The organism is Anabaena sp. FACHB-1237 (assembly GCF_014696225.1).
In the GTDB taxonomy this organism is placed as follows: Bacteria; Cyanobacteriota; Cyanobacteriia; order Cyanobacteriales; family Nostocaceae; genus FACHB-1237.
On record NZ_JACJPV010000005.1, the window covers coordinates 1 to 12155 of the forward strand.

At 35.5% G+C, this 12155-nt stretch carries 11 protein-coding genes; 9 read left to right on the forward strand and 2 right to left on the reverse strand.

Annotated elements, in window-relative coordinates; translation table 11 throughout:
- Nucleotides 1-688: 688 nt before the first annotated feature.
- The 9 genes from H6F32_RS03620 to H6F32_RS03660 all read left to right on the forward strand — a co-directional run bounded on the left by H6F32_RS03620 (nucleotide 689) and on the right by H6F32_RS03660 (nucleotide 9990).
- Nucleotides 689-3004, forward strand: coding sequence for a ribonuclease R family protein (locus H6F32_RS03620; protein WP_190367983.1), 2316 nt, complete (start codon nucleotides 689-691; stop codon nucleotides 3002-3004).
- A gap of 390 nt (nucleotides 3005-3394) precedes the next feature.
- Entirely contained in the window at nucleotides 3395-4006 is a 612-nt protein-coding gene (locus tag H6F32_RS03625) for a flavin prenyltransferase UbiX (RefSeq protein ID WP_190367984.1), read from the forward strand.
- A gap of 120 nt (nucleotides 4007-4126) precedes the next feature.
- Nucleotides 4127-4759, forward strand: coding sequence for a LapA family protein (locus H6F32_RS03630; protein WP_190367985.1), 633 nt, complete (start codon nucleotides 4127-4129; stop codon nucleotides 4757-4759).
- Nucleotides 4760-4993: 234 nt separating this feature from the next.
- The gene (locus H6F32_RS03635; RefSeq protein ID WP_190367986.1) at nucleotides 4994-5542 is read left to right on the forward strand and encodes a shikimate kinase; all 549 of its coding nucleotides are present in this window, start codon (nucleotides 4994-4996) and stop codon (nucleotides 5540-5542) included.
- A 78-nt stretch (nucleotides 5543-5620) separates the two neighbouring features.
- Nucleotides 5621-6514, forward strand: coding sequence for an acetylglutamate kinase (argB, locus tag H6F32_RS03640; protein WP_190367987.1), 894 nt, complete (start codon nucleotides 5621-5623; stop codon nucleotides 6512-6514).
- Nucleotides 6515-6622: 108 nt separating this feature from the next.
- Nucleotides 6623-7141: a tetratricopeptide repeat protein gene (locus tag H6F32_RS03645; RefSeq protein ID WP_190367988.1), complete on the forward strand. Its 519-nt coding sequence runs from the start codon at nucleotides 6623-6625 to the stop codon at nucleotides 7139-7141.
- Between the two features lie 64 nt (nucleotides 7142-7205).
- On the forward strand, nucleotides 7206-7979 hold the full coding sequence (locus tag H6F32_RS03650; protein WP_190367989.1) for a DUF3153 domain-containing protein: 774 nt from the start codon (nucleotides 7206-7208) through the stop codon (nucleotides 7977-7979).
- Between the two features lie 90 nt (nucleotides 7980-8069).
- Nucleotides 8070-8675 carry a 2OG-Fe(II) oxygenase gene (locus tag H6F32_RS03655; RefSeq protein ID WP_190367990.1) on the forward strand — a complete coding sequence of 202 codons (606 nt, stop codon included), beginning with the start codon at nucleotides 8070-8072 and terminating at the stop codon, nucleotides 8673-8675.
- A 109-nt stretch (nucleotides 8676-8784) separates the two neighbouring features.
- On the forward strand, nucleotides 8785-9990 hold the full coding sequence (locus tag H6F32_RS03660) for a bifunctional 2-polyprenyl-6-hydroxyphenol methylase/3-demethylubiquinol 3-O-methyltransferase UbiG (RefSeq protein ID WP_190367991.1): 1206 nt from the start codon (nucleotides 8785-8787) through the stop codon (nucleotides 9988-9990).
- A gap of 574 nt (nucleotides 9991-10564) precedes the next feature.
- On the opposite strand, the gene H6F32_RS03665 is transcribed toward H6F32_RS03660, so the two are convergent.
- Entirely contained in the window at nucleotides 10565-11182 is a 618-nt protein-coding gene (locus tag H6F32_RS03665) for a hypothetical protein (RefSeq protein ID WP_190367992.1), read from the reverse strand.
- A 462-nt stretch (nucleotides 11183-11644) separates the two neighbouring features.
- Nucleotides 11645-12103 (reverse strand): YlqD family protein, encoded by a 459-nt coding sequence (locus tag H6F32_RS03670; protein WP_190367993.1) that lies wholly within the window; start codon nucleotides 12101-12103, stop codon nucleotides 11645-11647.
- Nucleotides 12104-12155: the final 52 nt, after the last annotated feature.

Genomic DNA, 12155 nt, shown 5'->3' on the forward strand with positions numbered 1-12155 from the left:
TGTAGATGTCTATGTTGCATTGTGCTGTCGAGAGTTTAGTAATTTCTCTCATTCTCCCATACCGATTACTAGACGACCCTTATTTATCAATGCACTATTTTTTTATTCTGTCAATGCGTAAGTCCTAGTAACTATTTTCACAGAACTATATTCTAAGTCTATAATCATAAAAATAAGGTTCGCCTTGAAAACCAGTAAAGCTGTTTACCTGATTGTTGCTGATTGTACAGATGGTAAAATTAGGTGAAAAAGCGGTTTTTCTCAATAAAAAACTCAGATGTTGGTGCAAAATACTAACAAGGATGTGAATAATCTAACACCTGTAGTTAATTTTGCAGATGGTACTGGTGGGGATGGGAAGTTCTTCAAACCTAGCCTTTCATCGGCCAGTAACGTCTCACGGTTAATGATCGGTAAATTCAGGAGTGCATAATTAAGATTGTTCCGTTTGGGCAAATTGGTACAGGGATAAATTATGAGATTGTTGGGTAGTGAGAAGTTGTAGCAGGGACCTCCACTGCACAAGTAGGTGACAATCTCGTTATTTCCGGGTTGGTTATTTGCCAATGCTAGGTAGTGATACAACTATTTAGCTCCACCAGGAAAAAAATATGAACACCTGTAAGCATTTTTGCATCCAAAGAACCAGATAAAAAAGTAATGTTTTGACCAAAGGTCGGTTCACTGCATGGAATTTTCAATCGCTACACTATTGGCCAATTTTACAGATGATAAATTGGTAGCACCTAAAGTTTTGGAAAAAAAACTGGGTTGCGAAGATGAGGAAAATTTAGAGAAATTACAAATTGCTTTAGATGTCCTCGAAAAAATCGGTATTTTGGTCAAGGAACGAGGTAAGTACCGTCGGATCACTGAAGAGGGGTTAATTGAAGCCAAGTTACGCTGTTCTAGTAAGGGCTTCTGTTTTGCAATTCAGGATACTGAAGGTTCAGAAGATATTTATATTCGTGAAAGTCATCTCAGTAATGCGTGGAATGGCGATCGCGTTTTAGTTAAGGTTCTCAAGGAAGGTAGTCGTCGTCGTTCTCCTGAAGGAGAGGTAAAGTTGATTATGGAACGTTCTAATCATACTTTACTGGCGAGAATTAAACAGGCTGAAGACGGCTTTCAAGCCGTTCCTTTGGATGATCGTCTGCTATTTGAGTTAAAATTACAAATCAATAGTATGGATTTAACTCAGGCTATAGATCATCTAGCTCATGTGGAAATTCTCCGCTATCCTTTAGCACAATATCCTCCTCTAGGACGGGTTGTGCAAATTTTGGGGAGCGATGCAGAGGCAGCCGCAGATATAGATTTAGTAACTTGTAAACATGATCTTGCACGTAATTTTTCGGCTAATGTGTTAGAAGCAGCACAACAATTACCCAAAAAATTACTCAAGTCTGATTTAAAAAATCGTCTGGATCTAAGAGATATATTCACATTTACGATTCAGATGAGGAATAATGATAATTATGTAGTAGAGAATGCTTTTAGTTTAAGAAAATCTACTGATAATTGGCAGTTGATTTTTCACATTACGGATGTTGCTCATTATATCCAAGCTGATGAGTTGTTAGATAGGGAGGCTCTAAAACGCGGTAAAACTGCTTATTTGGGGGAAGTGGTGTTACCAATGTTACCAGAAATAGTGGGAGAACGGGCTTCTTTGGTGCCTGGAAGCGATCGCCTAGCTTTATCTTTTATAATTACCATTAATCCCCAATCAGGAATAGTAGCGGAGTGGGAAATTCAACCCAGTGTGGTGAATGTGGATACTACTATTAGTGATAGTGACGTGGAAGCTATTCTCAAGGGTGAACCTCATGGAGTTATCAGTGATATAGCTGAGATAGTGAAAGATTTAGCAATAATTAGTACCGCTTTGACTCAAATTCGTTTACAAAGGGGAGGAGTACAATTAAACCTACCTGTAAATAATAATCCCTATTATGATGAGGGGATAATGGGGGCTGTAGTTATGAATAATCACCAGCAACCGCAGCGATCGCTAATTACCGAAATCGTGTTATTAGTTAATGAACTAATGGCTAAACACCTCAGTGCTTTGGGAGTTCCCAGTATTTGGCGGGTACAGGGTATCCCTGATACAGAAGACCTTCAGGAAATGCTCAAATTAGCAGTTAATTTGGGTGTAGAATTAGGGATGGATCCAGAATTGGAAATACAACCTTTGGATTATCAAGATTTGACTACGGCTTTTGCTGAGTCTTCCTCAGAACAGGTTTTGACATATTTACTACAAGATACTCTTAAACCCTGTGTGTACAGCACTACTCTAGCTCCTCATTTTGGTTTAGCATTACCCCAGTATTTGCATATTACTGCACCTCTGCGGCGTTATCCTGATATGATTTTACAACGGGTATATCATCATCTCTTAGAATATGGACGCGATCGCCGTAATACTCGCGTTAAAGAGCGTGTTAATTTGCGTCATTCTGCCTCTCACCAAGAAATTAACTGGAATATATTACCTTCAGAATTACAGCAAGAAATACAAAGTGATTTGAATAGGGTTATTGTTCAGATTAATGATCGGGAGAAAGAAGTTAGAGATGCTGAATCAGATTTAGCAGGATTACAAAAAGCATCATTAATGAAAAAGCGAATCACAGAGGTATTTTCTGGAGTAATTACTGGTGTACAGTCTTATGGATTTTTTGTAGAAATAGAAGTACCTGTAGAGTCAAGTAATGAAGGAGACGTAAAGCAAACATTAAGGGTTGAAGGTTTGGTTCACGTAAGTTCATTAAAAGATGACTGGTATGAGTACCGGGCTAGACAACAGGCCTTATTTGGCAGAAAAAACCGAGCTTCCTATAGGTTAGGCGATCGCGTATTTGTGCAGGTTAAAAGTGTGGACTATTACCGTCAACAAATAGATTTAATCATTGTAGGACCTGATGGAAAACCTAAAAGTTCAACAATGAATAGTTCTGCAGAAGATACTAAAGAATCATTTAACCTAGAAGAATAGGAGTTAGGACTTCAAAAATTCAGCAGGGGTTTAGCATGGTTCATTGGTGTCAAATATGGCTTACGCCACGCCATGCTATGCTATAATCTACAAGATACTTCTGTTAGAATAGCTAAAGTTTACTAAAGTAAACTAAATACAGCAGTTTCCGTTATTATGAGGTACAGAAGTTAATGGTAAAACCTTTGTAACACAGGCATCTTGCTGTGTTCATAGTGTACCTCATGTAGATGGAATATGCTGTAATTTAAAAAGTATACAATACAACCTCATATTATCATAAAAAACGGTAAAAACCGATTGTGACAGTTGAGGGTGCGGAAGATAGGTTAGACTAAGAATTCATTCCCAGTGGGGCTGTTTTACTCCCAACTCACTATAATTGTAATTGTGCTTAACCAAAAAAAACCCTTAATTATCGGCGTAACAGGTGCATCTGGACTTATTTACGCAGTTCGCAGCCTTAAATACTTACTTACAGCCGATTATCATGTCGAATTAGTAGCTTCTAAATCCACTTACATCGTTTGGCAAGCAGAGCAAAATATCCGAATGCCGCCAGAACCAGATAAACAAGAACAATTTTGGCGACAACAAGCGGATGTTCCTACATCGGGAATATTGCGTTGTCATGCTTGGAGTAATGTAGGTGCGGGTATTGCTAGTGGTTCTTTCCGTACTTTGGGGATGATTATTATTCCCTGTAGTATGAGTACAGTAGCAAAATTAGCCGGAGGATTAAGTTCAGATTTATTAGAGCGAGCGGCCGATGTACAATTAAAAGAAGGACGTAAACTAGTCATAGTCCCTAGAGAAACCCCTTTTAGTTTAATTCACTTACGTAATTTAACCACTTTAGCTGAAGCAGGTGCTAGAATAGTTCCCGCTATTCCTGCTTGGTATCATAACCCGCAAACTATAGAAGATTTAGTTGATTTTGTAGTTGTGCGAACTTTAGATCAATTAGATATTGATTGTACCGCAATTAAACGGTGGGAATAATTGGTAATTGGTAATTGGTAATTGGTAATTGGTAATTGGTAATTAGGTAAAATATAGTTATATTCTGGTTATACAACTCCTAATTTTCAAAACCCTACACTCCGCACTATTCAGACTCCTATGAACTTATTCCGTTCCATTATTTTATTTACATTATTGGGGGGATTAATTATCTTTCTCTTCCAAAATTTATCTCCTAGTTTAGCTTTGGTGTTTTTAGGAATGCGAAGTAAACAATTACCTCTAGGTGTATGGATTTTATTTAGTTTAACTGCTGGTATAATTACATCTTTGGTAATTACTAATTTACTCAAATTGACTACTTTTAATAATATCCAAGCATCCCAAACTAAAGTTACTCCAACTCGTGCATCTTCTGAGAAAAGTGCGAGAACATCTAGCAATTTTACATCTTCTGTAAATCAAGAAGAAGATAATTTTGATGATTGGGAAAATAGGGATGATGAGGAAGAATGGGAAATAAAAGATAATTATAGAACATCCGGTAGAACATTAAGAACATCCGCAGATGAACCTCGTTCTAGTTCTGTCTATTCTTACAGTTCTCAATCTCCAGAAAATACTGGTGTGGGAAAAACAGAAATGATTTATGATGCTAATTATCGTGTGATTATTCCTCCTGCTGATCAAAGAATTAGTGATATTAATAATCAAGATGATGAGGATGATTGGAGCTTTTTTGAAGATGATGAAAATGATGATTTTGATGATGTAAAAAGTCGTAAATCTTGAATATGATATATTAAAAATATTAAAAATCTTGAAAATCTTGAAAATCTTGAAAAACTTACAGCAATTTCCATTATTATGATGAAGTACAGAAGTTAATGATCAAACCCTTGTAACACAGGCATCTTGCTGTGTTCATAGTAAGCAAGATGCTTGCACCACAGTAATTTTAGTTTAGCTACACATCAGCTTACCTGCTATAATTACTATTTTTTACATGATATTCAGGAGGAAGTGGTGAATAATTTGTTAAAAGGAGTGAATCTTTACTTAATTGGGATGATGGGATGTGGAAAAACTACGGTAGGAAATTTATTAGCGTCCGAGTTGGGTTATAGGTTTATAGATACGGATGATATTATAGTTAAAGCTGCTGGTAAGTCTATTAATCAGATATTTACAGAAGATGGCGAAAAGGAGTTTAGAAAACTAGAAAGTAATGTTCTATCTCAAGTCTGTGCTTATACAAAATTGGTGATAGCAACAGGAGGGGGAATTGTGATGCAAAAAGAAAATTGGAGTTATTTGCATCATGGTGTCATAGTATGGTTAAATGCACCTATAGAGGTATTGTATGAGAGATTAATAGAAGATAAAACTAGACCTTTATTACAAGATACTGATCTTAAAGAAAAATTGCGATCGCTTTTATCTGAACGTCATGGAGTTTACGCTCAAGCAGATTTACATATTACTATTAATGCTCAACAAACACCAGCAGAAATTACTCAGCATATATTAGAAGTAATTCCCGGTATTCTCAGAAGTGAAAATAGCCAAAATTAGAAAATTAATAATTGCAAAACTTAGGAAAATTGGCAGATAACAGCCTAAACTAGATCACTAAGTAATTAAATCAAAACAATGGTTAACGACATAGAATATATCAGGCAAGCAGAAGCTAACCGCGTAGAAATCCTAAGCGAAGCATTACCATACATTCAACAATTTGCAGGCCGTACCGTAGTTGTAAAATATGGTGGTGCGGCCATGAAAGATAGTAACCTCAAAGATAAAGTCATCCGTGACATAGTATTTTTATCTTGTGTAGGGATGAGACCAATTTTAGTACATGGTGGCGGACCAGAAATTAATAGTTGGTTAAATAAACTAGGAATAGAAGCACAATTTAAGAATGGTTTGCGTGTCACGGATGCACCAACTATGGATGTAGTTGAGATGGTTTTAGTTGGTCGTGTGAATAAAGAAATTGTGTCACTAATTAGCCAAGCTGGAGGTAAAGCGGTTGGTTTATGTGGAAAAGATGGTAATTTAATTAAAGCGCGTCCCCAAGGAGATGAAGGAATAGGTTTTGTGGGAGATGTGTGTAATGTGGATATTAAAATATTAGAAACTCTGGCTAGTAATGGATATATTCCCGTAGTTTCTAGTGTAGCAGCCGATGAAACAGGACAAGCATATAATATTAATGCGGATACAGTAGCAGGAGAAATTGCTGCGGCCTTGGGAGCAGAAAAGTTAATTTTACTGACAGATACCAGAGGGATTTTAACAGATTATAAAGATCAATCCACCTTAATTCCGAAAGTGGATATTCGAGAAGCAAGGGAATTGATTAGTGATGGTATAGTTAGTGGTGGTATGATTCCTAAAGTAAATTGTTGTGTGCGATCGCTGGCTCAAGGAGTAAAAGCAGCGCATATTATTGATGGCCGCATACCTCACGCTTTACTGTTAGAAATTTTTACAGATGTTGGTATTGGAACTATGATTTTAGGTTCTCAATTGAGAGAATAGGAGTTAGGAGATCAAGGAGTCAGGAGAAAGAATAAAGAATTTCACACTCCGCACTCCGCACTCCGCAATTGTCAATTATCAATCATCAATCATCAATTATTAACTACCATGACAGACAGTTTAGAAATTGCGAAAACTCGTTATGAACAAGGAAAAATTGCTTTTGAAAATGGCCAATATAAACAAGCAGTAGAAACCTTAAAAATAGCTAGTAGTTTAGTAGTAAAAAATAGCAAATTACAAGGAGAAATTGATATTTGGTTAGTCAATGCTTTAGAAGCTGCGGGACATTCAGAAGAGGCGATCGCGTTGTGTCAAGAACTTACCCGTCATCCTCACTATGAAACTCGTCATCAAGCTAAACGTTTAGTTTATATCTTAAAAGCGCCAAAACTGAAACGGCCAAAAGAATGGATGACAGAAATTCCTGATTTATCCACAATGAAAGATAATGAATCACAAAGATTTGTTAATTCTACACCTCGAAAATCTACTTCTGCTAAAAAAACACCCGAAAAAGAATATATTGATCTGAGTACCATAAATACCAAAGATAATAGTTTTGTTTGGGTAGCTTTAACTGCGGTTGTGGGAATAATTTCCTATTTAGTTTGGATGAGTTATTAGCTAATTTTAGCTAATATTGTCAATTCATATTAACTACATAAAAATTTCACAAAGGAATGAAATTATGAATGTCACTTTCACATTACCAAAATTCCAAATAAAACTGCAAATAATTAAGATAATTATATTAGTATTTCTATCAATATTTTGCCTATCTGGTTGTGTACAGTATGACTTAGGAGTAAACTTTAATCATACTAATAATGGTGAGATCATTCAACATATTAAACTAGGGGATAAAATCAGTATTTTTGGCAGTGATTATATTTCAGAATGGTTAAGAACCTTAGAAAATAGAGCGCGAAAATTATCAGGTTCAGTGACAAGAATTTCTTCATCAGAAATAATTGTCAAAATTCCTTTTACTAATGGTAAAGAATTAGAGCAAAATTTCACAGCATTCTTAAATACCCACACATCAGAGGATAAAGAAGGTACAGAATTATCTAGCATTAATACAAAATTAGTAGTAGAGGAAAAAAACTTAATTCTAGTATCCAGAAATCATTTAACTTATGATTTAGACTTACGTTCTTTAGCCATAGTAAACACAAAAGCTAATAATTCTCTAGTGAATTTAGACTTTAGTTTACAAGTTCCCTGGGGCTTAAAAAATCTCACTAAAAATAGTGAAACTCTTCCAGCAGATAAACAAAAACAAAATCTTGTTGTTTGGACTATTAAACCAGGAGAAATGAATCATATAGAAGCAGTATTTTGGCTACCAAACTTCTTAGGAATTGGAACATTGTTAATTGTTTTATTTGTGTGGCTTGGCTTATATTTGCGATATACAATCTTACCGAAACCTGATTTAGAAAGCAGTCAAATAGTCTAAAAGTAGTGTCAGCATCTTGATCTTGCTTGCATTGCTGATATACATTAATTTACATCCCTTATCTACATTAAACACACAACAACATATACCGTGAAATATTGTCAACAAAAAACCGACGTTTTCCACTATAATTACCTCAATGACCTATGGGGAGAAATTAATTCCTGTCCTTACTTTGCTATTAACAACCTTAACCGAGATTTTGTCAACACAAAAGGATTTTCTGTAGTATTTCAACGGGGAGGAATTACCCAAGTAGAACAAAAATTTCCCTTTTTTAAGCCTTATTTAGATGTGGCTTTATTACCCAATTGTAACGCATTTTACCTCAATCCTTTATTATTAAAAGAAGGATCTCGTGTTGATCCACATATAGATCGTTCTCTACGTTCCTATTGTAAAACCGTCCAACCTCCTGCTTTTGTCAGTGTTCTTTATGTGCGTATTCCTGAAAATATGCAAGGAGGAGAATTAGTTTTAAAATCACAAAAACGTCAATTGGGACAAATTAAACCACAGACTAATACTTTACTTTATTTTCAAGGTGATTTAACACATTCTGTTAATGCTGTAAAAACTCCAGGAAGTCGTTTAAGTTTAGTTTGTGAACAATATATTTTAGATGAAGATGAACTGGAAGAAATACCACAATTTATATTAGAATCAAGAGTAAATCAAACAACTAAAAAACGATGATATACTCAATAGATCCCCGACTTATTTCAGAAGTCTGGGATCTGAATTTGAATTTGCCCAAAATTCCCTAATCCGCTAAACTCAAAAATACTGCATTCTTGATCATCTTATGTCTGACTCCCAAAAAACCGCTCAAGTAAGTGCTGCTGTTGCAAAACTTTACGATACCTACCCCTTTCCTCCTGAACCTATCCTGGATGAACCACCTCCAGGTTATAATTGGCGCTGGAATTGGTTAGCAGCTTACAATTTCTGTACTGGTAGAAAACCTGGAAAACAAGATATTCGCATCCTTGACGCTGGTTGTGGTTCAGGAGTCAGTACAGAATATTTAGTACATCTTAACCCCTACGCTCAGGTTGTAGCTATAGATATTAGTGCTGGAACCTTGGAAGTTGCCAAAAAACGCTGTCAAAGTTCCGGTGCTAATCGTGTAGAATTTCATCATCTCAGTTTATATGATATTGAACAAATACCAGGACAATTCGATTTAATTAATTCCGTTGGTGTCCTTCATCATTTACCTGATCCCATTCGCGGTATTCAAGCATTAGCGAAAAAACTCGCTCCTGGTGGAATTATGCACATTTTTGTCTATGGAGAATTGGGTAGATGGGAAATACAACTAATGCAGCAAGCGATCGCTCTCCTCCAAGGTGACAAACGTGGAGACTATCGGGATGGTGTGCAAATAGGCAGAAAAATCTTTGCTTCTTTACCACAAAATAACCGTCTTGTCAAGAGAGAACAGGAAAGATGGTCATTAGAAAACCAACGGGATGAATGTTTTGCGGATATGTACGTACATCCCCAGGAATTTGATTATAATATTGATACATTGTTTGAATTAATTGATGCTTCTGGATTGGACTTTGTAGGGTTTTCTAATCCTAGTTTTTGGCAACTGGAAACCTTACTAGAAAAAGCACCGGAGTTAATTGAACGAACGCAGGAATTAACGCAACGTCAACGGTACAGACTAGTAGAATTATTGAATCCTGATGTAGCACATTATGAGTTTTTCCTCAGTCGTCCTCCATTACCGAAAATGGACTGGTTAGCAGATAACAGTTTATTAATAGCAGTACCGGAACTTAACCCTTGCATAGATGGGTTTCCCAGTAAATGTTTATTTAATTATGATTATCAAATCATCAATTTATCCACCACAGAAATAGAATTTTTGCAAGAATGTGATGGGGTTTTAACGGTATCTCAAATAATAGAAAAAATCACCACTACAGGAAATACAACATTAACAATTTCTGAAATTAGAAACCTGGTTAAACAACAAATAATAATGTTGACTCCATGATAATGAATTACAGTACATTCCATCTACATGAGGTACACTATGAACACAGCAAGATTCCTGTGTTACAAGGGTTTTATCATTAACATCTGTACCTCATAATAACGGAAACTGCTGTATATTCCTGACTTCTGATATTATTTGATCATTTATTGATAGGCTAAAAAAAAGAAGTCAGGGATATTTCTGTTAAACTGTTCTATTATTAAAAAGTTTCGAGAATGAGCATTTTCAATTGATTTGGATGACTCCTGAAAGTGAAAGATTTACCGCAACCCAAAATCTGCGCTTGAAATATTTGGATAAGCCTTTAATTTGATTTACAGATTTATCATCAATGGCTGTCATGAAAGAATTAAAGATTAATCTAATTTTAAATGGTGATGACTATTTTAATCAGGTTGGGATGGGATTTATTAAAGTTCCTAGTTTTTATACCTGAAATTACCAATATTCGGATTTTAACCCTAATTTCATTAAGTTTAATCAAAATAGCGATCGCATTTGGCAAGTTTTTGAAACTGAACTTCCCCCGTTCATTTGTACTACCTTGCATTATTAGCTTGATATTAGATGGTTATTGAGATGCCAGAATCTCTACTAAAATCCGCAAAAGCTCCTCTAAGTCAGCAGGAACACGGTATAAATCTAGGTCTTGAGTTATTATACGACCCTGAGGATCAAATTGCCCAAACTGCCAAATATTGCCGGTGGAAACAGCACCATGTAATATATTATTGTCTGATTCAATCCATTGATAAAGCGCGATTAATTCCACTGCTAACTGTAAAAAACCTTTTTCTAGGTCTTCATTTTTAGCTTCTACAACCAGAAAAACCTGAGAATTTTCGATAAGGTAGTCCAAAGAACCTTTTAATTGATGGTTGACAACTATGGGATATTCAATATTCAGGGTGGCCTGTGTGTAGTGTAGCAGGTCTGTTAATACTGGAGCAATCAAAAATTCTCGACGTGCAATTTCACTGGTAAGACTCAGACGAGGCAATATTTCTTCAATGCGTGTTTTTAAGTCAGGTAGACGATCAAGATCATGAGTAGATTGTGGTAATTTTAAACTACGACGTTCTAAATTAACATTAAAATAAGCTAAAATATCCTGTGGCGCAAAGTTCAGTTTAAAATAATCTGCAAATGTATAAGATTGTTCTGGATTGATAATATTTCTTTTTGGCATTCTTGATATATCGTTAGTAACTATTTAACTTAAGTTACTAGTTATTTAGTTAAAGTTGCTAAAGTAATTCATAATGAAATCGCTATTTTTATTCTGTTCATCCTTAAATTCTGGATATCTTGATTTAGATAGTTCTTCCTCGTCAATAGTACTATAACAAATCCAAAATTATTTGTCAAGCCCCTAATTAATTTTTTGCTGGGGTTTTTTGAAGTACCAGTTATGGAAAATACTTAAGTTATGTAATTTATCTAAGTAAATCAACAGAAGCAGGTTGGGTTGGGGTACAAAACCCAACACTTAGCTTAATATTGATGGCAATATGTTGGGTTTAACTTCTTTTAACCCAACCTACTAGCTAGGGAAAAATCCTTGATTTTTAACCTGCGTAGGCGGGTTTTGCCTGTGTAGACGCGATTTCCAATCGCAGATTTTTGTGGTAATTTAGAGTTTACTAAATATCTAAATATCGCCGCGAATTTCTTCTACTACACCATCACGCAGCACTATTTCCACTTGCATTTTACTAATTAAGTTATCTCCTACTTCAGCGCGAAAAACACTTTCCATCTGAAATTGGTTAACTTCTTGATCCAATTCCAATAGTTGCACTTGTTGGAGATTTTGCAACATTTGATTTTTTTGTTCTAATAGTTCACTTTTCTTTTGGTTTACCTGTAGTTGGATATTATCCATTTGTTGTAGTGTTTGAGGACCTGGTGGTTGTATACTCTGCTTTTGAATAGCACTTATCGCTCTTTGTCCTTCCATTTCTAATTGTTGCAGTTGTTGATCAATTTGATTGATTTGTGCTTGTAACTGCTCTTGTACTTCATTTTTCCACAAGGTAGTGACTATAGCTTTGACGTTAACAGGACGTTTTAACAAGAGTTGTGGGCTATTTTGGTTAGATATATCCATAAAGTTTGAGGTTTACTCTCTCTATATTTGGTGATTTTTGGCTTTTTTTTGA

What these genes read in the sequence shown, in the direction of transcription:
- H6F32_RS03620 (WP_190367983.1), top strand. Translation starts at nt 689, where the DNA reads ATGGAATTTTCAATCGCTACACTATTGGCCAATTTTACAGATGATAAA.
- H6F32_RS03665 (WP_190367992.1), bottom strand. Translation starts at nt 11,182, where the DNA reads ATGCCAAAAAGAAATATTATCAATCCAGAACAATCTTATACATTTGCA.
- argB (WP_190367987.1), top strand. Translation starts at nt 5,621, where the DNA reads ATGGTTAACGACATAGAATATATCAGGCAAGCAGAAGCTAACCGCGTA.
- H6F32_RS03670 (WP_190367993.1), bottom strand. Translation starts at nt 12,103, where the DNA reads ATGGATATATCTAACCAAAATAGCCCACAACTCTTGTTAAAACGTCCT.
- H6F32_RS03630 (WP_190367985.1), top strand. Translation starts at nt 4,127, where the DNA reads ATGAACTTATTCCGTTCCATTATTTTATTTACATTATTGGGGGGATTA.
- H6F32_RS03660 (WP_190367991.1), top strand. Translation starts at nt 8,785, where the DNA reads ATGTCTGACTCCCAAAAAACCGCTCAAGTAAGTGCTGCTGTTGCAAAA.
- H6F32_RS03645 (WP_190367988.1), top strand. Translation starts at nt 6,623, where the DNA reads ATGACAGACAGTTTAGAAATTGCGAAAACTCGTTATGAACAAGGAAAA.
- H6F32_RS03650 (WP_190367989.1), top strand. Translation starts at nt 7,206, where the DNA reads ATGAATGTCACTTTCACATTACCAAAATTCCAAATAAAACTGCAAATA.